The organism is Thiohalomonas denitrificans (genome assembly GCF_016841685.1).
GTDB lineage: Bacteria > Pseudomonadota > Gammaproteobacteria > Thiohalomonadales > Thiohalomonadaceae > Thiohalomonas > Thiohalomonas denitrificans_A.
This window is the reverse complement of the sequence record NZ_JAENYR010000062.1, coordinates 1-20736: the sequence shown is the minus strand read 5'-3', so window position 1 is coordinate 20736 and position 20736 is coordinate 1. Positions and strand designations below refer to the sequence as shown.

The 20736-nt window shown below is 61.2% G+C and carries 21 protein-coding genes and 1 pseudogene; 10 read left to right on the top strand and 12 right to left on the bottom strand.

Features of this window, described 5'->3' with window-relative positions; genetic code table 11:
• The 4 genes and pseudogenes from hypF to typA form a co-directional block, all read right to left on the bottom strand.
• Positions 1-1529, bottom strand: a pseudogene (gene hypF, locus Q7L05_RS12905) (carbamoyltransferase HypF); the annotation flags it as partial.
• A 65-nt stretch (positions 1530-1594) separates the two neighbouring features.
• Entirely contained in the window at positions 1595-2038 is a 444-nt protein-coding gene (dtd, locus tag Q7L05_RS12900) for a D-aminoacyl-tRNA deacylase (RefSeq protein WP_303907266.1), read from the bottom strand.
• Positions 2035-2985: a prolyl aminopeptidase gene (gene pip, locus Q7L05_RS12895; protein ID WP_303907263.1), complete on the bottom strand. Its 951-nt coding sequence runs from the start codon at positions 2983-2985 to the stop codon at positions 2035-2037. The genes dtd and pip overlap by 4 nt, the downstream gene beginning before the upstream one ends.
• 277 nt (positions 2986-3262) lie before the next feature.
• Entirely contained in the window at positions 3263-5074 is a 1812-nt protein-coding gene (typA, locus tag Q7L05_RS12890) for a translational GTPase TypA (RefSeq protein ID WP_303907260.1), read from the bottom strand.
• 144 nt (positions 5075-5218) lie between these two features.
• On the opposite strand from typA, the gene Q7L05_RS12885 reads away from it, so the two are divergent.
• The gene (locus Q7L05_RS12885; protein WP_303907257.1) at positions 5219-6364 is read left to right on the top strand and encodes an alkaline phosphatase family protein; all 1146 of its coding nucleotides are present in this window, start codon (positions 5219-5221) and stop codon (positions 6362-6364) included.
• A 4-nt stretch (positions 6365-6368) separates the two neighbouring features.
• Positions 6369-6770, top strand: coding sequence for an SseB family protein (locus tag Q7L05_RS12880; RefSeq protein WP_303907255.1), 402 nt, complete (start codon positions 6369-6371; stop codon positions 6768-6770).
• 496 nt (positions 6771-7266) lie between these two features.
• On the opposite strand, the gene Q7L05_RS12875 is transcribed toward Q7L05_RS12880, so the two are convergent.
• Positions 7267-7641: a hypothetical protein gene (locus Q7L05_RS12875; protein ID WP_303907252.1), complete on the bottom strand. Its 375-nt coding sequence runs from the start codon at positions 7639-7641 to the stop codon at positions 7267-7269.
• 10 nt (positions 7642-7651) lie between these two features.
• Positions 7652-7984 carry a hypothetical protein gene (locus tag Q7L05_RS12870; RefSeq protein ID WP_303907249.1) on the bottom strand — a complete coding sequence of 111 codons (333 nt, stop codon included), beginning with the start codon at positions 7982-7984 and terminating at the stop codon, positions 7652-7654.
• A 435-nt stretch (positions 7985-8419) separates the two neighbouring features.
• Here Q7L05_RS12870 and Q7L05_RS12865 point away from each other — a divergent pair, with 435 nt between their 5' ends.
• The gene (locus tag Q7L05_RS12865) at positions 8420-8908 is read left to right on the top strand and encodes an RNA recognition motif domain-containing protein (protein ID WP_303907246.1); all 489 of its coding nucleotides are present in this window, start codon (positions 8420-8422) and stop codon (positions 8906-8908) included.
• A gap of 150 nt (positions 8909-9058) precedes the next feature.
• Here the strand turns inward: Q7L05_RS12865 and Q7L05_RS12860 are convergent, their stop codons facing one another.
• From Q7L05_RS12860 to Q7L05_RS12845, 4 genes are all read right to left on the bottom strand, one after another.
• Complete coding sequence (locus tag Q7L05_RS12860; protein ID WP_303907243.1) at positions 9059-9454, bottom strand: hypothetical protein; 396 nt, start codon at positions 9452-9454, stop codon at positions 9059-9061.
• A gap of 45 nt (positions 9455-9499) precedes the next feature.
• Positions 9500-9733 (bottom strand): DUF2934 domain-containing protein, encoded by a 234-nt coding sequence (locus Q7L05_RS12855; RefSeq protein WP_303907240.1) that lies wholly within the window; start codon positions 9731-9733, stop codon positions 9500-9502.
• A 317-nt stretch (positions 9734-10050) separates the two neighbouring features.
• Entirely contained in the window at positions 10051-10506 is a 456-nt protein-coding gene (locus tag Q7L05_RS12850) for a TerB family tellurite resistance protein (protein ID WP_303907237.1), read from the bottom strand.
• Between the two features lie 92 nt (positions 10507-10598).
• A complete protein-coding gene (locus Q7L05_RS12845) occupies positions 10599-11279 on the bottom strand; it encodes a hypothetical protein (RefSeq protein WP_303907234.1) in 681 nt (226 codons plus the stop codon).
• Between the two features lie 82 nt (positions 11280-11361).
• On the opposite strand from Q7L05_RS12845, the gene Q7L05_RS12840 reads away from it, so the two are divergent.
• Complete coding sequence (locus Q7L05_RS12840) at positions 11362-11820, top strand: CBS domain-containing protein (RefSeq protein ID WP_303907231.1); 459 nt, start codon at positions 11362-11364, stop codon at positions 11818-11820.
• Positions 11821-12009: 189 nt separating this feature from the next.
• Here Q7L05_RS12840 and Q7L05_RS12835 read toward each other — a convergent pair whose 3' ends face one another.
• The gene (locus tag Q7L05_RS12835; RefSeq protein WP_303907228.1) at positions 12010-12282 is read right to left on the bottom strand and encodes a DUF3579 domain-containing protein; all 273 of its coding nucleotides are present in this window, start codon (positions 12280-12282) and stop codon (positions 12010-12012) included.
• Between the two features lie 146 nt (positions 12283-12428).
• Here Q7L05_RS12835 and Q7L05_RS12830 point away from each other — a divergent pair, with 146 nt between their 5' ends.
• Positions 12429-13490, top strand: a complete 1062-nt coding sequence (locus Q7L05_RS12830; RefSeq protein ID WP_303907225.1) for a ParM/StbA family protein — start codon at positions 12429-12431, stop codon at positions 13488-13490.
• A gap of 75 nt (positions 13491-13565) precedes the next feature.
• On the opposite strand, the gene Q7L05_RS12825 is transcribed toward Q7L05_RS12830, so the two are convergent.
• Positions 13566-16073, bottom strand: coding sequence for a glycogen/starch/alpha-glucan phosphorylase (locus Q7L05_RS12825; RefSeq protein ID WP_303907222.1), 2508 nt, complete (start codon positions 16071-16073; stop codon positions 13566-13568).
• A gap of 297 nt (positions 16074-16370) precedes the next feature.
• Between Q7L05_RS12825 and Q7L05_RS12820 the strand changes: the two genes are divergently transcribed.
• The 5 genes from Q7L05_RS12820 to Q7L05_RS12800 all read left to right on the top strand — a co-directional run bounded on the left by Q7L05_RS12820 (position 16371) and on the right by Q7L05_RS12800 (position 20333).
• A complete protein-coding gene (locus tag Q7L05_RS12820) occupies positions 16371-16712 on the top strand; it encodes a hypothetical protein (RefSeq protein ID WP_303907219.1) in 342 nt (113 codons plus the stop codon).
• A 109-nt stretch (positions 16713-16821) separates the two neighbouring features.
• Positions 16822-17751 (top strand): hypothetical protein, encoded by a 930-nt coding sequence (locus tag Q7L05_RS12815; RefSeq protein WP_303907216.1) that lies wholly within the window; start codon positions 16822-16824, stop codon positions 17749-17751.
• Positions 17752-17938: 187 nt separating this feature from the next.
• Entirely contained in the window at positions 17939-19117 is a 1179-nt protein-coding gene (locus Q7L05_RS12810) for a retropepsin-like aspartic protease (RefSeq protein WP_303907214.1), read from the top strand.
• A 95-nt stretch (positions 19118-19212) separates the two neighbouring features.
• Positions 19213-19380, top strand: a complete 168-nt coding sequence (locus Q7L05_RS12805) for a hypothetical protein (protein WP_303907210.1) — start codon at positions 19213-19215, stop codon at positions 19378-19380.
• Positions 19381-19532: 152 nt separating this feature from the next.
• Entirely contained in the window at positions 19533-20333 is an 801-nt protein-coding gene (locus Q7L05_RS12800; RefSeq protein ID WP_303907208.1) for an Fpg/Nei family DNA glycosylase, read from the top strand.
• Positions 20334-20736 lie beyond the last annotated feature (403 nt).

The window sequence follows — 20736 nt, the reverse complement described above, 5'->3', positions numbered from 1 at the left end:
CCGTGCTCCGCGGCCACCGCGGCGATGTGGGCGTGGTGATGCTGCACTTCTATCCGCCTCACCCCGGTTCGGTTGGCCTAATCCGCTGCCCACTGGCTTCCCGGCAGGTCGCCGTGGCGACCGTGCACCACCTGCTCCGGCCGGATACGCAGCACATCGCACAGGTGCTCCATCACCTCCGCCAGAAAACCCCGGCTCGCGGCGCCATCCAGGTCGCCGATGTGCTGCGAGACAAACGCCTCACTGCCGCGCGTGAGACAGACGGTGTTCTTGAAGTAGCCGCCCACCGCCAGGGTCGAAGGACCCGCGTGCGGCAACGGGATTGCCTGCGGAGTGAAGCCGCGGGCACGACGGATAAAGGCCGCTCCACCGGCATCCACACGCATCACGCTGTCGTCGCACCGAACCGCGATGGGTCGGTCGTGCATCAACCAGGCATCGGCGATCCCGGAGAGGCGCCGCAACGCCTCATCGTTGTCGATCACCAGCGGCTCACCGCCTGGATTAGCGCTGGTCATCACCAGCAGCAATTCCCATGGGGCTTGCAACCATGCACCATCCACCGGCCGACCCGCCGCCTCATGGAACAATAGATAATGTATCGGCGTATAGGGCAGCATAGCCCCCAACCAGCCGACGCCCGGTGCACAGCCGGCCAGTTCACTGTCCGTGTTCGATCGCTTGCGCAGCAGCACGATGGGCCGTTCGCTACCGGTCAGCAGCGCCCGCTCCGCCTCGGTCCATTCGACACACCCCGCCAGTGATTCGGCATTGGCCGCCATCACCGCCAGCGGCTTGGCGTCCCGCCCCTTGCGGCGGCGCAGGCGGGCAACGGCTTCGGGATCACGGGCATTGCAGGCGAGGTGAAAGCCGCCCAGTCCCTTGATGGCCACCACCTCACCGCGCTGCAGCCGGGCCAGTGTCGCGGCGATGGGGTCACCGTTCTGCCGATATCCGGCGGCGTCGTACAACTCCAGCGAAGGGCCACAGATCGGGCAGGCATTGGGTTGTGCATGGAAGCGGCGGTCCAGCGGGTCGCGGTACTCCCGGCTGCACGCCTCGCAAAGGGGAAAGGCGGCCATGGTCGTATTGGGCCGGTCGTAGGGGATCGCCCGCGTGATGGTGTAGCGCGGCCCGCAATGGGTGCAGTTGATGAAGGGATACCGGTAGCGCCGATCGGCGGGGTCAAACAGTTCGGCGAGACACGCCGGACAGGTGGCGGCGTCCGGCGTTACGGCGGTATCAGCCGTTCCCCTCTCGCTCTCGCGGATCGTGAACCCGCCCTCCTCTCCCTGCAAAGGCACCGGGCAGCGCTCCAGGTGGTCGATCCGCGCCAGCGGCGGGGCCTCACTGAAGAGCCGTTCGGCCAGTTTGCCGATGACAGCGGGATCGCCCTGCACCTCAAGAAGCACGCCGTGGCCATCGTTGAGCACCCACCCGATCAGCCCGGCCTCACCCGCCAGGCGATAGACAAAGGGACGAAACCCCACCCCTTGTACCTGGCCGCGTACCCGAATCCGTTCACGCATCATCATCGTCCTGGGAGCATACCTTCATGATTGTCGCCATGCCCGGTGTCACCGGTGACGGGTGGTTAACGCGGGACCTGGAGCCAGAAGGTGACCGGGCCGTCATTGGTGAGGGAGACCTTCATGTCGGCACCGAAGCGGCCACTCTGTACCCTGGAATACCGGGAGCGGGCCTGTTCCAGGAGGTAATCGAAGAGGCGCTCCCCATCGGTGGGATCCGCAGCGGGCGTGAAGCTCGGCCGCATACCCTTGCGAGTGTCGGCGGCCAGCGTGAACTGGGGAACCAGTAGCAGCCCGCCCGCGATATCGGTCACTGATCGGTTCATCCTGTCCTCTTCATCGGGAAAGACCCGGTAGCCCAGCAGACGCTGCAGCAACCGGTCGGCAATCGCTTCGTCGTCGCCGCGCTCCACCCCGATCAACACCATCAACCCCTGCCCGATGGTACCGACCACTTCACCCTCCACCCGCACCGTCGCTTCGGAGACCCGCTGCAGTAATCCAATCATCCCAGGCGCTCGGCAAAACCATCGGTTGCGCGCACCAGCGCATCAAGGGTGCCCGGTTCCAGTGCCGAGTGGCCGGCATCCGGAATGATATGAAGCTCGGCCTCGGGCCACGCCTTGTGAAGTTCCCAGGCGTTGTCGAGGGCGCAATTGATGTCATAACGGCCATGGACGATCACCCCCGGGATACCTTCCAGCCGATGCGCATCCCGCAGGATTTGATTCTCTTCCAGGAAGGTGTCGTGGATGAAGTAGTGACTGGAGATGCGTGCCAGCGCCAGCGCCCGGTACGGGTCGGCAAAATGCTGCTCCGCCACCTCGGAACGACGCAGGGTGGAGGTGCGCCCTTCCCACAGGGACCAGGCCTTGGCTGCGGCCATGCGCTGGACTTCGTTTTCGCCGGTGACCCGGCGGTGATAGGCCGCAAGCAAATCATCCCGCTCCGCTTCCGGGATGGGTGCCAGATAGTGCTCCCACTCATCGGGAAAGATCCGACTCGCACCCTCCTGGTAGAACCAGTGGATCTCCCGCGGCCGACAGAGAAAGATGCCGCGCAGCACCATGCCCAGCACCCGCTGTGGATGGGTTTCGGCATAGACCAGTCCCAGAGTGGAACCCCAGGAGCCACCGAACACCAGCCACTGCTCGATATCGAGATGCTCGCGAACCGCCTCGATGTCCTTCACCAGCGCCTGGGTGGTGTTATTCTCGAGAGAGGCGTGAGGCTTTGAGCGCCCGGCTCCCCGCTGGTCGAACAGCACGATGTGGTAGCGATCCGGGTCGAAAAAGCGGCATTGGTAGTCATCGCAACCCATTCCCGGTCCGCCGTGGAGGACAACAACCGGGATTCCCCCGGGATTGCCGCACTCGTCCACATGCAGGACGTGGGGCGGATCCACCTTGACGCTATGGGATACGTAGGGCCGAATTGCCGGATACAGAGTGTGCATAACGGCTTTCTGGTTCGGGTTGGACAGCCATCATAGTTGCCGGCGACGACCCTCGCCACCCGGTCACGCCCTGGGGGGGGGCGCGCCGCTCCAATCGGAACGCGGATTATCGCGGCTTCCGCCGCTCCTACAGGGGCAATGCCCCGGCTTGGCTGGGGCGGCGGCATCGGAACCCGGGGATTATTATTCGCGGCTCCAGCCACTCCCACCTGGGGCAACCCGGCATTTGCAGGAGCGGCGGAAGCCGCGATGATAGATACGCCTTATGCGCAGAGCGCTACTTGCGCCCGGCGCGTTTGCGCTCGTTTTCCTTGAGGAACTTCTTGCGCAGGCGGATATGATTGGGAGTCACCTCCACCAGTTCATCGTCATCGATGAACTCAAGGGCCTGCTCCAGCGTCATGCGGATGGGCGGGGTCAGCTGGATATTTTCGTCGGTGCCGGCGGCACGGACATTGGTCAACTGCTTGGCCTTCAACGGGTTGACGACCAGATCGTTGTCCCGCGAATGGATACCGATGATCATGCCTTCGTAGACCTCCTCGCCGTGGCCGATCAACATGCGGCCGCGCTCCTGGAGGTTGAACAGGGCGTAGCCGAGCGCCTTGCCGGTGCCGTTGGCCATCATCACGCCATTGATGCGCGCGCCGAATTCACCCTTTTTCTGTGGTCCGTAGTGGTCGAAGACGGAGTACAGCAGTCCCGCACCCTGGGTAGCGGTCATGAATTCGGTGCGAAAGCCGATGAGACCGCGCGCCGGGATGATGTAGTCGAGCCGCACCCGCCCCTTGCCGTCCGGGATCATGTCCTTGAGCTCGCCACCGCGGGTACCGAGTTTCTCCATGACGCCGCCCTGGTGTTGCTCGGGCACATCGACGGTGAGCTGCTCGAACGGCTCGTGCGTCTTCCCTTCCACCTCACGAAGGATGACCTCGGGGCGGGAGACGCCCAGCTCGTACCCCTCGCGACGCATGTTCTCGATCAAGACCGACAGGTGCAATTCGCCACGGCCGGAGACACGGAACCGGTCGGGATCGCCGGTATCCTCAACCCGCAATGCAACGTTGTGCACCAGTTCGCGCTGCAGGCGTTCACGAATCTGCCGGGAGGTGACGAACTTGCCGTCCTTGCCCGCGAAGGGGGAGGTATTGACCTGGAAGGTCATGCTCACGGTGGGTTCATCCACACTGAGCGGCGCCAGGGCCTCTACCGCATTCGGGTCGCAGAGCGTGTCGGAGATGCCCAGATCGTCGATACCGGTAAAGGCGATGATATCTCCCGCCTGGGCCTCGGGTGCCTCCACGCGCTGCAGACCCAGGAAGCCGAAGATCTGCAGGATGCGGCCGTTGCGGCGCTTGCCTTCGCGGTCGACGATGGTCACCGGCGAATTGCTCTTTACGCGGCCGCGGCTGATGCGACCGATGCCGATAACGCCCACATAGCTGTTGAAGTCAAGCTGCGAGACCTGAAGCTGAAACGGATCTTCCGGCTCCACATCGGGTGCATGCACGAAGTCGACCACGGTCTGGAACAGGGGGATCATGTCACCGCCAGTGCTCTCGGTATCGAGATTGGCGAAGCCGTTGATCGCCGAGGCGTAGACCACGGGGAAGTCGAGCTGCTCGTCAGTGGCGCCGAGACGATCAAACAGTTCGAAAGTCTGATCGACGACCCAATCCGGACGACTACCGGGCTTGTCGATCTTGTTCACCACCACGATAGGCTTGAGCCCGCGGGCCAGTGCTTTTTCGGTGACGAAACGGGTCTGGGGCATGGGCCCCTCTACCGCATCCACCAGCAACAGCACCGAGTCCACCATCGAAAGCACCCGTTCCACCTCGCCACCGAAGTCGGCGTGTCCTGGAGTGTCGACGATATTGATGCGGTACTCGCCCCACTTGATGGCAGTATTTTTTGCCAGGATGGTGATGCCGCGCTCACGCTCCAGGTCGTTGGAGTCCATGGCACGCTCTTCGAGCTGGGTACGCTCGTCCAGGGTGTCGGACTGCTTGAGGAGCTGGTCGACCAGCGTCGTCTTGCCGTGATCAACGTGGGCGATGATGGCGATGTTACGGAGGTTCTCGATCACAAAACTATTACCGGCACAGGAAAACCAGCCATTATACACGTTTGACGGGCAGCAAGTGAAAAGTGGCGAGTAAAATGACAAGTTCCCGGGCCGGTCACCTGCCGCTCGCCACCCGTCATGAGCAGTGCGCTAAACTAACCGGCTATGCACCTGCCCGACTACGACAACAGCATTGTCAATCTGGCGGCATCGGTGGCCCGGGCCGGCGGTGCCGGAGACAGTGGTTATGAGCCGCTCCCGCAGTTGCCTGCGGAGCGGCTGGAGGGCCGCCCGGTGGTGCTGCTGGTCGCCGATGGACTGGGCTACGAACTGCTGGAGCGTCATCCTGATAGCCACCTGGCATGGCACCTCGCCGGCCAGCTGACTTCGGTGTTTCCCAGCACCACCGCCGTCGCGGTTACCAGCTTCGCCACCGCAGTGGCTCCGCAGCAGCATGCCATCACCGGCTGGTTCACCTGGTTTCGCGAACTGGGTAGCGTCAGTGCGGTACTTCCGTTTGCGCCTCGGAGTGGCGGCACTGCCTTTACCGAGTTGGGGATTGAACCGCAGCAACTGGTGGGGGCCCGTCCCTTTGCGGAGCGACTGGTCGGTCGCAGCCATGTACTGACCCCGGCCGAAATCGTCGACTCCGCTTACACCCGCTTCACCGGGAACGCATCGGAACGCCACGGGCACCAGGGGCTTTCCAACTTTTTCGAGCAGTTGTCTCGGCTGGTAGATACAGGCCCCGGGTATATTTATGCCTACTGGACGGAGGTGGACGCCCTCGCCCACAAGTACGGCTTTCACAGCGACCCGGTAAACGAGCACTTCTTTCATCTTGACCGCTCTTTCGGAAATTTCCTGGAAGCGGTCGCCGGCACGGGAGCCATTGTTCTGGTCACCGCGGATCACGGGCTCCTCGACACCACGCCCGAGCGGGTCATCCGACTGGAGGAGCACCCGCGTCTGGAGGAGACCCTGGCCCTACCGTTGTGTGGAGAGCCGAGGGCGGCATTCTGCTATGTCCGCTCGGGCCGCGCCGCCGAATTCGAGGCCTACATCAAGGGCGAGCTAGGCCATGCGATAGAGATGCGGCGCAGTCATGAACTCATCGAAGCGGGCTGGTTCGGCCGGGGCCCGGCGGATCCCCGCCTTCATCAACGGGTGGGTGATTACACGCTGCTAATGCGAGACAATTGGGTCATTCGCGACCGTCTCCTGACCGAAACGCCGTTTTTACAGATCGGTGTCCATGGCGGAATATCGGAGGCGGAAATGACCGTGCCGCTCATTATTGTGGAAAGTTAAACTGATGTCTGAGAATTTCGAACCCAAGAACGACCTCGAAGAGAAACTGCTGGCCGCCCAGGAGGGCCGTATTTCCGGTGAAGATTTCCTCCGGGACCTGATGGACACGCAGGTGTTCATGCCGGTGGAGGACAAATATGAGATCGCCGGACTGCAGAGCTCCGACAAGGCCCAGCCGCTGGTGCTGGAGGACGAGTCGGGCATGCAGGTGGTGGCGCTGTTCACCAGCCCCGAGCGCGCCAAGCCGTTCCTGGAGGACTTCCCCAAATACAAGGGGGGCCTGCTGACGGAATTCACCTGGATTGCCGAGCGCATCGGCAGCGGCGTGGGCATCACCCTAAACCCCGGTAGCGAAACCGGGCTGGAGATGGCCCCGGAGATGCTCCAGCAGCTCAAGGGCGGCTGAACGACCGCGCCGGGGCGGCCCTCCTACCAGGTACAGCGGAGGCACAGACCTGGTAGACCCCATGGATTGCATCGCAAGACAAAACTACATGTCTGGCGCTGCAATCCATGAAGTCTCGGGGATTGGTCAATTATTGCGCCAAAAAAAGATCCTTTTGGCACAATAAGTTGCGATGCAATCCATATCAGGAGGCGCGCCCCCGCGGCGATTGGCGTCACGAAGGGCATCGCGCCGAGGCGGCCCTCCTACCAGGTACAGCGGAGGCACAGACCCGGTAGGAGGCGCGCCCCCGCGGCGATGTTTGTCATGAAGGGCATCGCGCCGGGGGCGGCCCTCCTACCAGGTACAGCGGAGGCACAGACCCCGTAGGAGGCGCGCCCCCGCGGCGATTTCCGTCACGAAGGGCATCGCGCCGAGGCGGCCCTCCTACCAGGTACAGCGGAGGGACAGACCCGTAGGAGGCGCGCCCCCGCGGCGATGTTTGTCATGAAGGGCATCAAGCCATTCCGTTTCGAAGCACCCGCTCCAGGTCGGCCTCCCGGACCGGTCGGGGTATGGCGGTGAAGGAGGGAAATCGCTGGCGCAGACGCTCCAGCTGCGGTTCGTCGCGGGGTTCATAGATAACCACCACCCGTGCATCGGCCATCCCCTGCGTCAGGGCCAGCAGCGATTCCAGGGCGCTGGTTCGATCCCTGAAGTCACTCTGGTAGTTGAATTCCGCCACCACGGCCGCCGGCTCGAGTTGCTTGACGGTGCTTAACGCCCGCCGGCCGGAGTTCACCGTCTCCGGCTCGAATCCGAGCCGCCGGTAGAGGGGCCCGAAATCGGCATAACCCCCCAATTCGACCACCGATACCAGGGTTCGGATCATTCATCAATCCTCACCGGGATTGGGCCTCGACGAATTCCGTCCCCATCATGTCGCCACTGCTATCCACCCGTACCGCGGAAACCCCCGGCAGCCGGGTCACGATATAGCCGGCCATGAGCATGGTCATCGGCTCGTCGCCGGCCTCCAGGGCCGCCAACAGCCGATCGGCCGCTATCTGGCATCGCTGCACCTGATTGGGTTGCTCCACCCAGGTGCGACTCATCTGCCAGCCGCCATCCATATCGGCGTCCATCTTGGCGAAGAACTCCTCACCCTCACTGGCCACGTATTCCGGAACCTCCACCGGCTTGACTTCATCTTCGATAAACACTTGCAGCTGCAATGCCTTACTCCCGTACTTGGACTTACCGTCAGCATACCCAATCCAGGCCTGCGGCCCAAGTGAATCCGCTTGGTCGCAGTAGGTCGGTTCTATTCTCGGACAGGCTCCTCGAGCACCGAACAGATAAAATACCGAGCGGGGTGCGAATCATTGATTTTGGGGCGTCGGCCGCAGGGATGGCGCGCTGCGCAGGCAGTCGCAACGCGGGATTAACCCATTAGCCGGGCTTCGGGCCTGTTCACAAGCCCTCTCGGCTCCACCAAGCCGGGGCAGCATTTCGCCCGCACCGGGACCACGATACAATGCGCCGGTCTTTTTCAACTCGTCCGGGGACAAAACCATAATCATGCGGACGAGACAGAGGCTGGAGGTGACGGTGTAACGCTTCCGGCCCTCCATTGGCTTTCATTTACACCTCTTAACTGGGGAGACTCCATGCAATTCACTTCGCCTCCTGTACGATTTCTTATCAAGGCCGCGCTTCTGGCCATTCTTCTGGGCACTCTGGGCTTCTTCATCTCGTCGGCGCTCCTGCCCGATGGCTTCAATGCGACTCTCGCAATGACCATCGGCAGCTTTACCGGTGCCCTCCTCGGGGCTTGGCTGGCGGGTATCGGTGAAAAACCGGCTACCGCAAAAGCGCCTGGCGAGCCCCATTCGGTGTTCGTGGGCAATCTCAATTTCAAGGCCAAACCGGAGGATCTGCGGGTTCTCTTTGCGCAGTACGGCGATGTCCATTCGGTGCGAATAATGACCGACCGCGCTACCCGCCGGCCGCGCGGCTTCGCTTTCGTGGAAATGGACAAAAAAGGCGCCCGCAAAGCCATTTCCGCCCTGGACGGTCAGGAGTTCCTGGGGCGTAAGCTGCGGGTCAATGAAGGCAAGGAGCGTCGGAACGATCAGGAGCGTCAAAACGAGGCCTGACGACGAATCAGTCGATACCTGTGATGCCGCCGGTCCCGGCGGCATCACACGCTGGCCAGAGCAGCGTCGGGTCGGTTTCAAGCTTCATGATGGGCTAAAACCCGACCTTCGAAGTTTGCAATTACGATCGGAAGAGTGTGAAACAGTAGACTAACAGACCCGGTTGCGCTCCTCGCCACGCAGAAATGCATCGATATTCGCTACGGTTTCCCGACAGATCCGCTCGGCATCGGCGGGCATCTCCGGATTGGTCTCCGGGACATGGCAGACCGCCACCCCCCGACTTTGTGCCGCCTCGATATCGATATGGGTACACTCTCCACCGGCTACCGCCACCATTTTCAACTTGGGCATAGCATCCAGCGTCGCGGCATCGAGCGGCGTCGCCGCTGTCACCACGATGTGACTTCGCCAACAGCGTTCCGGAACCTCCGCCACCGGCGTCTCACCGTACTGTGACCAGCCAAACCGGTCCGCCTCCAGGGCCGGGAAGTCCACCTCGCCGGCGAGATACCCCGCGTCCACCACCATCACGTTCATTGCCATTGGCAACCATTCCTCCCAAATTCAGGACTCGGATTCTTCAACTGGCTACCCGCGAACAGAGATAGTGTCCCGCTCCAGTGCGGCATCGATCTCGGCTTCGGCGGAAATCCAGTCGGCGTGCGGGTCCCCGCCGGCAAAACCGCGCTTTTCCGCCCGATAGAAGGCAGCCTCGGCAATCATGGCGGCGCGCTGTTCCGCGCTGACGGCGCCAGGAAGGGCTTTCTTTGCGATCGTCGCCGGTTTGAGCTTTTTGGGCGCTTCGGTTTTTTTCGATGCCACTCTACCGGGAGCAGGCTTCCTTGTGGCGCTTTTTTTGACACTCGCTTTCCCGGGGGCCGCCTTTTTTGAAGCAACCTTTCGGCTGGCACTCTTTTTAACCGTACCTTTGGCAGAAGCTTTCTTGCCTGTGCTTTGGGCTGTTGCCACTCTCTTTTCGGTTACGTCTTTGGCCATCCGTCGCATCCTCTTCATGATTGCGGATTCCAGGGACCAGCGGTCGTCTGCAGACGCCATCTAATCCGATGCATTGTAGTCCCTTCGGTTTTGCGGACAACCGAATTTCCAAAGTTTCGCACGTTGCTCAGGAGCCGGACCGGTTATTGATTATCAGCGGTACGCAGTTTGGCCGCGATGAAGTCCTTGTGAGGGACATAGAGCAGTTCGGCGATCTTGCGCACCATGTGTTCCTCATAACGGTCCACCTTTCCGTCCGCCCACGCCACCTCCCACAGATGCTCGACGACCCGCACTTTCTGACCGGGACTGAACCGCTCGTTGATCAGGGAGGTGAACTGGTAGTAATCGGTCGACTCACGCACCTCCTCAGCGGCGAGCGCCATGAGCTCTTCGGTTTCGGTTTTCGGGAGCTCGAACTTGCGCTGAACCGCATCGGCGATGACATCCAGCTCTTCGGGACGAACCGTCTCGTCCTGACGCGCCATCTCAAACAGCAGAGCAGCGGTCGCCAGGCGCACCGCGTGCTCATCGGAGCCTTCCACTTCCCGGGGCGGGCTCAGGTTACGTTCGAAGAATTCACGGAGTTGGCTCAGCATACTCTCTCCTTAGGCGGTTTTACCGAGGGCGCGGACAAAGCGGCTGTAGCTCGGACCAAGGTCCGACAGGCTGCAAGCCGTTTCGAATCCAATTATCGGGTCCGAACCTCGTCCTCGCCAGTGCGCTCGAAGAGGGCTAGGTTCTGCCAGGCAGCGGTGGCCTCATGGCCCTCGCGGCGAAGTTGTTCCAGGCGCTGGTGCGCCTCCTCCCGCAGCTGGCGTAATTCATCGGGGCCAAACAGCCACAGCGCAGCCTCCACGGCGTGGGGCTCTTCACTGAGCAGCGTCTCCGCAAGCTCCTCCCGCCCGATCAGAGCGTCGGGGCGCATCAAATCCGCGACCAGGGCATGCTCAAGCAGACGATAGTGGACCTGCCTCGCCTGCTCTTCATCCTCCAACTCCCGGAGCGCCACCGGGTCCTCCCCGGCCCCTGCGCGAACGGCGCGCATGACCACCTCGATCAGTTTCAGCAAAGCCTCCATGACCGGCTGCTGATTACCCCCAAGGCCGGCTCCTTCCGTATAGGCATGCTCAAGACGGGCTTTCAGATCCAGCACCGATTCGCTCTCCTCATTGGAACTCAGCTCCGCCGCCTCACGAACCAGGCGCTGAAAGCGCTCCAAAAAGGCGGACAGCTCTTCCCGATCGAGACGAGCCGCTTCGTCGACTTCTGCCTGGGCGAGCGGCCGGTCTCGATCAAACAGGGGGTTGTCCCACTTACGGGCCAAATGCCTTTCCCGGGGACCGGGACGGGAGGAAAACCGCAGTGCCATGTCTGATGTCTCATCTTGCCGGGGAAGCTGCATATGATACATTTTAACGTAGGGTCTACCCATCTATGCAGGCGGAAACCATATGGACGTCAAATACTTATTACGCAAAAAGGAGTCTGCCAACCATATCGGCATCGGCCCCGAACAGCTGCTGACCGACGCGGTGAGACTGATGATGCAGCATCGCATCGGATCCCTGGTGGTAACGGAAGGCGACCGACTGGTGGGTATCATCAGCGAACGCGACGTAATGAGGGCCGCCGATGACTATCTCGACCGCATCCGCGACGTCCAGGTCCAGGACGTAATGACGCCGGATCCGGTGACGTGCACCGCAGAGATGACCATAGATGAGGCGATGGACACACTGTTGCACAACGCCACCGGCAATCGCATCCGGCACCTGCCCGTTCTGTCCGACGGACAATTGGTCGGCGTGATCTCCATCGGCGACATCATCCAGGCCCTCTTGACGGAAACCCGCTTCGAAAACCGGCTGCTGAAGCACTACATCAAGAATTGGCCCGAAGAGGACGCCTGACACCCGCCATTTTTACCGATACAACCTGTCCAGGTCTCCTCGACGTCGAGAGATGGGGTGAGCCCCGCGAATCCCATCGAGAAACAACCGTATTCCGAGCAATGATGGGGTTCGCAGGCTCACCCCATCCTACGGTTTTCGGGCGGAGGCGAACAGGTACGACCGTTTCCTCTCTCAGGCAAGCCTGGTTCAGGTCTCCTCGACCTCAAGATTATTGAAACGGGCAAAATTGGTCAAAAATTCGAACAGCATCGGGTCCTCTTCCTCCAGGCTCCGATCGATGACCACACAGTTGACCCCGTGCTTCGTCATCATTGTCACCTTGGGATGGAAACGCACACGACCTTTGGGACCCGGGCGGGCGACAGCGGTTGTCAGGCGCTGCGCCCAATCACTGGGTCGAAACTTGCGGCCGTCACGCGTCACTCCCTTGATGATGATTTTCCCGGTTTGCTCGCTCATGCCTCTCAGTCGGCGGGCCACTCGTCTACCGCAAGCATAGCCGTTGTGACAGCAGCCATACCGCGCGAGCGTCGGCCCAATGAGCTTTGACCGGGCCTGGGCAGCATGCTAAAAAGCCCTATTTCGCCAGCAGGCAGGAGAGCAATGTGGAAGTCATCGGTATCGATATCGGTTTTGGCTTCACCAAGGCGACCAACGGCCGTCGAACTCTGATCTTCAAATCCCTGTTCGGGGAAGCCACCGACATCCCGTTTCGCGAAAGCCTGTCCGGGGGTCAGGACGACTATATCCACATCGAAACCGAAGATGGTGCCCTCTTTGTAGGCGAACTGGCCGAACGTCAGAGTGGCGTGCGCTACTTCACGCTGGACCATGACCAGTTCGTCACGCGTTTCATCAAGACACTGGCTCTGGCGGCCCTGGCCCAGTTGGCGCCTCGCAATCTCCCGGTGAATCTGGTGACCGGACTACCGGTCGGCCAGTTCAAGGAGCATCGCGACGAATTGACCCGCATGCTGCAGGGGCGTCACCCGGTGACCGTCATCGACCGCGAGGGCGAACGCAGGGAGACCGTGATCAGCGTGCAGAAAGTACGCGTGGTCCCGCAGCCATTCGGCTCCCTGTTCAATGCCATGCTCAACGACAAGGGCGAGGCTGCGGAACGAACGCTGATGAGTGAAAAGGTCGGCGTCATTGATATCGGTTTTCGCACTGCCGATTACACCATCGCCAACCATACCAATTATCTGGCCCGCGGCAGCCGCACCACCGATTCCGGCATCTCCCAGGCATTTGATACCATCGCTTCCAAGCTGCAGGAGCGCAGCGGAGTCGACGTGGAGCTCTATCGCCTTTACGAAGGTGTCCGAAAAGGCTCGATCCGCATCCGCGGCAAGAGCTATGACCTGAAACGACTGACCGAACAGGTGTTCGGCAGACTGGCCACCGATGTGGCCAATGAAGTGAATCGGCTCTGGTCCGATGACTGGGACATCGACCAGATCGTAGTCTCCGGTGGAGGGGGCGCCGTTCTCGCGCCCTATCTCGAACCTCTGGTACACGGACGCCTGCAACCGATCGATGCCAGCATCGATGCCCGTCTCAACAACGTGCGCGGCTACTGGAAGTATGCCAAGCACCTGTGGGATCGCGGCCAGCCCAACTCACCCTCCGGACCCGCGTCCCCCGGAAAAACCGAAACGGCATAGGGCGGGGCGTGCGCGCCGCTTCCAGGCGCCCGCGGAGCGCCTTTTGTCACACTTCGGAACGGCCGCGGGAGCCATTTACTCCCCGTTCAGGGGCTTGATCCGCTCCAGCTTCCAGATATCGCGGTTGTAGTCGAGCATGGTCCGGTCGGTGGAGAAACGCCCGCTCCCTGCCGTATTGAGAATACTCATGCGAGTCCAGCGATCGCGGTCACGGTAAGCCTCGGCGGCCTGCTCCTGCGCGGTGACGAATTCGGTGAAGTCGGCGGCCACCAGCCAGGGGTCGTGAGGGGTGCGGATGGCGTCGGCAATCGGGTCGAAGATCCCCGGTTCGAAGTGGTTGAAATGACCCGACTCCAGTAGTTGCATGACGCGAGACAAATCCCGATTTCCGGCAATGATGGCGTTCGGGTCATAGTTTTCCCGGGCCTTTCCGACCTCCTGCGCATCCAGCCCGAACAGGAAGAAGTTGTCGTCACCGACCTGTTCTCGGATCTCAATGTTGGCTCCGTCCAGGGTACCGATGGTCACCGCTCCGTTCATCATGAACTTCATATTCCCCGTTCCCGACGCCTCCTTGCCCGCGGTGGAGATCTGTTCGGAAAGGTCGGTGCCCGGGCAGATGACCTCCATGGCCGAGACCCGGTAATTGGGGACAAACGCCACCTTCAGCCGATTGCCCACTCCCGGGTCATTGTTGATGACATTGGCCACATTGTTGATGAGCTTGATGGTCCGCTTGGCAATGAAATAGCCGGGTGCGGCCTTGCCACCGATCAGCACGCAGCGCGGCGTCCACTCGGCGGTATCGCCACTTTTGATACGGTCATAGAGATGGATGACATGCAGGATGTTCAAAAGCTGGCGTTTGTATTCGTGAATGCGCTTGACCTGCACATCGAACATCGCGTCCGGATCGAAACGGACACCGCACTCGCTCTCTACCAGATCGGCGAGCCGGGCCTTGTTGGCTCGTTTGACATCCCGCCAGCGCTCCCGGAAGGCGTAGTCATCAGCGTGCGACTGCAGTCGATGGAGCTGATCCAGGTCCGCGATCCAGCCGTCTCCAATGCGTTCGGTAATCAGGCCTGACAGCCCGGGGTTGCACCAGGCCAGCCAGCGCCGCTGGGTTACGCCATTGGTTTTGTTGTTGAACTTCTCCGGCCACAGCTGGTGAAAGTCGAGGAACAGCCCCTCCTGCAGCAGCCGCGAATGCAACTCGGCGACGCCATTGACCGAATAACTGCCGACAATGGCAAGGTAAGCCATACGCACCTGCGGTTCATGGCCTTCTTCGATGATCGACATGCGCCGCAGGCGGTCGTTGTCGCCCGGCCAATGGCGCGAAACCGCCTCGAGGAAGCGGGCGTTGATCTCGTAGATAATCTCCAGATGCCGCGGCAGCAGGCTCCCGAACAGACTCACCGGCCAGCGTTCCAGCGCCTCGGGCAGCAGGGTGTGATTGGTATAGGCCATGGTCTGCCGGGTGATGTCCCAGGCTTCGTTCCAACCCAGCCCGTGCTCATCCATCAACAAGCGCATCAATTCCGCCACCGAGACGCTGGGATGGGTGTCGTTAAGCTGAAAGCAGTTCTTTTCGGCGAACCGGGAGAAGTCTTCACCGTCATGGTGCACCCACCAGCGCAAGACGTCCTTGAGACTGGCCGAAGCCAGGAAAAACTGCTGCTTCAGCCGCAGTTCCTTGCCGCACTCGCTGGCATCATTGGGGTAGAGCACCATGGTGATGTTCTCGGCGGCATTCTTCTGCTCCACCGATTCGGGGTAACTGCCCGCGTTGAACTCACCAAGATCGAATTCATCAGTGGCGGCCGCGCCCCAGAGGCGCAGGGTATTGACAGTGTCGTTCTGATAACCGGGCACCGGAACGTCATAGGGGACCGCCAGCACATCCTTGGTGGCCACCCAGCGCCAGCGCGTCTGCCCGGTTCCATCCCGGTAAGATTCGCTGCGGCCGCCAAACTGCACCCGCTGGGTGTATTCGGGCCGCTCCAGCTCCCACGGGTTGCCGTCGCGTAGCCAGTGATCGGGTTCCTCCAACTGGTAGCCGTTCTCCATTTGCTGCCGGAACATGCCGTACTCATAGCGAAGCCCGTAACCCCGTACCGGCAGCTGCAGACTGGCGCAGCTATCCATGAAACAGGCCGCCAGACGCCCCAGGCCACCATTACCGAGACCGGCATCGTGCTCGGCATCCAGTATCTCTTCCAGCTGCAGGCCCAGTTCATGCAACGCCTTACGAACCGGCTCCTCAACCCCCAGATTCAGGAGTGAATTGCCGAGACTGCGGCCGATCAGAAACTCAAGCGAGAGATAGTAGGTGCGCTTGCAATCGGAACGTTCGTAGGCGTAGCGCGTCCGCCGCCAGCGCTCCATGAGCCGGTCACGCAGCGTGAGCGCCAGGGCGGCGAAGGTGTAATGGTCGGACTCGCTGTGCTTGTCCCGGCCCAGAAAATGGCTGAAATAGTGCAGAAATCCCTTCCCGATGGCCTCCTTGTCCATCGACAGTGGCGGCAGATAGGTCCGTTCCTGAACGACCTGGCCCTTGTTGAGTGGTTCACTTCCCATTTGGGGTATCCCGAAGCTATTGGATTGAAAATCGTGGTGTGTTCACGGGGTGAAGTTTTCTCTCTCTGCCGGTACCAGTTTACAAAACAAACCGGGGCAAAAGGGCTACCGCGAAAACAAATAGTCATCCCATCTTGCTACTCTTTTGGCCCAGCTGCTTTTTTGCGACGAGGCTCACATAAGCTGGCTATGCATGCCGTAAATCTGCACGAAAACCGGATTTCCCGGGGCCCTGAGAGTGGATCGGCTACGCTTATCGTCAATGAATCTCTGGATACGATCGGTCAGGAGGTAGCAATGGGCATACAGGCCGAAAGCGCCGATAAGCGCGTGCTGGAACTTTTCGTCGGAGCGGTCCGCGAGGTCGGTGGTCTGCGCCGACTGGTCACGGAACGCCGACTGGGCTGGCTACCCGAACTGCTCGCTTCGTCGGAAGTGTTGGTGCTCCAGGAGGAGGAGCATCGGCGGCTGGAGGAGATCGCCGAACTCCTCGGAATGAGCCGCGACACGGTCGCCAACATCCTGGCGGCACCGGCAGACCGGGCGGAACAATGCATCGAGATGCCCCCTCCTCAGGCAATAGAGGATCGCGAGCTGGCGGCCGGCGGTCTGGTTCGAAGGGCCTGGAGCACCCGGTAAGACGCCGTCTTCAAACTGTAACAGTCACAGGCGAAGATACCCGGTAAAGGCAGCCGGTAAATGGTCCGGCTTGAACGAACCCCGGCGACTGCGTGTTAAAGTATCCTCCATGTGGCTCAAACAGGCGATCATCTATAAAAAAGCGGCACTCACCGAACGGGTGGAAGCCCCCATGGCTGCCCTTGCCGAGTCGTGTGCACAGGTCTGGGACGATTCCGATCCGTTGGACGCCAGACTGAAGGCCGGGTTCAGCCAAATCCCACACTGCCATCTACTCTACGCCCTCAATACCGAAGGGATCCAGGTTAGCTCGAACGTGAGTGCTGAAGGCGTGGAGCCGGAGTGTCGGGGACAGCCTCTATCTGAACGGCCGTTTCACACCGGGAGCCTGCCCTTCCGCGGTCTGACGCTCTCCTCGGTTTACGTCAGCCGATACAGCCACAAGCACTGCATTACCGCCATTCATGCCGTTACGCGGGATGAGGCACTGGTCGGCTTTGTTGCCGCCGATTTCAACATCGAGGATGTTCCCCTGCCTGACATGGAGGTCGGCAGCGATATGGCATGGACTCAATATAAAGGCGATCCGGTAATTCGGGGCCACGTCTTTGAACAGGAGCGGATGACGAGTCTGCTGGACAGCAGGATAGAAGCGGTCATCGATACCATCGACACGCTGATGCGCCAACACGGCGTCTACCATTTCATCCTGCACTTCTCCAGTTCCCGGGCCATTTTCTGGGTCTACGACGATCCGTACCGATACCGCTTTCACGGTGTGGAAGAGATCCTGGATCCGGAGATCTGGCTGGCCTACCCCCCGCAAGGTTACCCGACGGAGGCACGGGTTGCACCGGACCGCATCCGCACCGTACTGGAACAATTCCGGACGCTGCGTGAAGGCGACGAAAACATCTATCTCCGCTCGGGGTCCCTTAACGTCATGAACGGGGTTATCGGCCTCACCTTTTCCTGTGACGGCTCCCATTACCTGACTGTCGATGAGTTTTTGAGTCGCAAACACCCCTTCTGGATATGAGGTTACAACTACACTTACCGGAAGGGTGGCGCCCTGATGCACAGGTAATCCGCCGGGCACGCAGCGCGGGCGGCTCTTGTGGAACACACTCTATGCGCTGAACGGCGGGACGGCCCGCCCCATGGTCCTGCATTCAAGGCCTGTGCTACTCGAGCCTCCGGCGCGGGGCCAATTTCAGGGAGGAGATATGTCCACACTGTTCAACGATGAGCACCCCATCAAGCGCCTCCAGGAGGCCGAAACCCTTTTCACGAGTGGCCGATTCGCCGAAGCCGCCTACCGGTTTCGCCCGTTGCGCCACGACCGGCTGGTCGGTAGCAGCGCCCGCCTTCGACTCGCCTATGTGGCGCTCATTTCCGGCAATCATCACAGGGCGGAAAGGCAGCTGCGCCACCTCCCCCGCGAGCCCGAGAGCCTGAAAATGTCGGCTGCGTTATATCGTCGAAGTGGCCAGCTGGCGACCGCTGCCAGTTGTGTACGTGCACTCGGCAGCGACCTGATGTCTCATGCGCTGCATCGGCTTTCAAAGGCTCCCCTGACGATCGATGCACCGGAAACCTTCCGCTGCCCGCTCGCCAAACTGGAGCCACTACCCCTGCTTTCCGTCGACGTCGATGGGCATGAAACGCTGTTTCTGCTGGATACCGGCTCGCAGGAGGTGGTGCTCGATGAAGAGCTGGTGAGAAAACTGCAGCTATGGCAATCCGCTCCACAGAATGCGCTCTATGCCGGCGGGCGCAGCGCAGCCCTGCGTTACAGCCAAGTGGGCCGGCTGAAACTGGGCGAGGCCATCTTCCATAACCTGCCGGTCCAGGTGCAGCCGCTTTGCGCAACCTTCAAGCGCATGTTCGATGACGTGCGGGTCGAAGGTATTCTGGGGACTTCTCTGCTGTCCCATTTTTTTACCGAGGCCGATTTCGCCGCCGGCGAACTGCGCCTGTCGCGGCCCGAGAATGCCCCGCGCAAGAGCAGTCACCGGTTCTGGCTGGCCGATGCGTTTCTGCCGCTGGTCAGGGCGGGGGTCAATCGGCAAACGACTCTTCCCATGCTTTTGGACACCGGCCAGCAGGGTTTCGCTGCCGCCCTCTCCGTCGATGCAGCCCGCGCGGCAGGGCTTCCCATCGCCGATCTGCCCCTGACCGGAGAAGGGGGTGGCGGCAGTGTCACCGTGCTCCCCACCCGGGTCCAGTTGCTGCAGGTGGCGGGCACCGAAGTCGAAGAACCGCCTGCGGTCTGCATGCCCCGTTTCGGACTGGAATATCGTTTCGGGTTCCGGGTCGGTGGCATGATCGGATACGAAGCCATGCGCGGTCGCTGTCTCTCTCTGGACTTTCGAAGAATGCGTTTGAATATAGGGGAACCTTAGACGCCGGGGAGGTGTCTACTGCGGTTATCACTGTCGAGGTCTTCGCAGCCCTGCCGCTGTTGGACAGAGCCGGAGACCATGGGAGACGCAAGCAAATGCCAAAGCCCCAGAAAGATGAACGTCCCCAGCCCCGCCGCCAGCTCGAACCGGAACGACTGGCCCGGCTGGAGAAGCAGGAAAAGGCAACACCCTCCCGGCTCGCCGTGCACGATAAGAAGCTCATTCGCCTCCTTGCGATTGCCGGTAAAGGAGGAAGCTACTGAGTATTGTTCCGGGGATGCCCATCGGGCTATTCCCTTCGTCGCATTGCTCCTTGTAGATAAATACCGGTATTCCGCTTTATCCCGTTGCAAAGTCGCCTCGACTGACGCCCGCCGGGGCTATGCTTGAAGAAGACTTGCACAGGGAATCAATCGTGCCGGAACTGCCCGATGTCGAGGTCTACAAACACCATCTGGAAGCGCATGGGCTGCGGAAGGTAATCGACCGTGTCGAATTGCGCAGCGCCGATCGCATGCTGGGCGATACCGATGCCTCGTCGCTCCACCGGCGACTGGAGGGGCATACGCTGACCGACACAGCCCGGCATGGAAAATACCTGTTCGCGCATATCGGTGGAGACGGCTGGTTGGTGCTGCATTTTGGCATGACCGGTTACGTCGCGTACGGCGAGAACAGCGAAGCGGATCCGGAACACAATGTGCTGGTGCTGTTCTACAAGGATGGAAGCCACCTGGCCTTCAACTGCCGGCGCAAGTTGGGGGCCATCGCCCTGACAGAAAGCCCCGGGGCATTCGTCGAAAAAAAAGGACTGGGGCCCGACGCCACTTCCCTCTCTGAAAACCATTTTTCGGGCCTGCTGAAGGAGCGTGGCGGGACGGTGAAGGGCTTTCTCATGAACCAGGAGTTGCTGGCGGGGCTGGGTAACATCTATTCCGACGAAGTGCTCTTTCAGGCCGGCATTCACCCCAAAACGCGGCTGGACAGTCTCGATGCTTCGCAACGAAAGGCCCTCTACCGCGCCATGCAGAAGGTCATAAAAGCGGCCATCAAGGCCGAAGCCGAGCCGGAACGCATGCCCGACGATTTTCTCACCCCACAGCGAGGCCAACGGAACGCCAAGTGCCCCTTTTGCGGCGGCCCCCCAAAACGCATCTCTGCCAGCGGCCGACACGCCTGGTACTGCCCCTGTCGGCAACCCGAACCCCAGTCATGAATGGCCGGGGCAGCCCCCGGTTTCAAAGCCAAAGAGGCTGCGGCGGGCGCGCACGGAACGGCGCTCTCATCCGCCTTTCGAGCCCCACCCACCGCTCGCAGCCCCGAATCAGTGAGAACTTTTAGCCTTCATTGCGAGCCGTACCCCCTGCTGCGCAGGCCCGAATCAATGACGAACCTTCAGCCGTCATTGCGAGGAGCCACAGCGACGCGGCAATCTGGGGTTTTGGGAGCAGGAGATTACTTCGTCGCCGGGGCTCCTCGTAATGACAGCGGGCGGAAGTTCATCAGGAGCCGTCATTGCGAGCCGTACTTCCTGCTGCGCAGGCCCGAATCAGTGACGAACCTTTAGACCGTCATTGCGAGCCGTACCCCCTGCTGCGCAGGCCCGAATCGGTGACGAA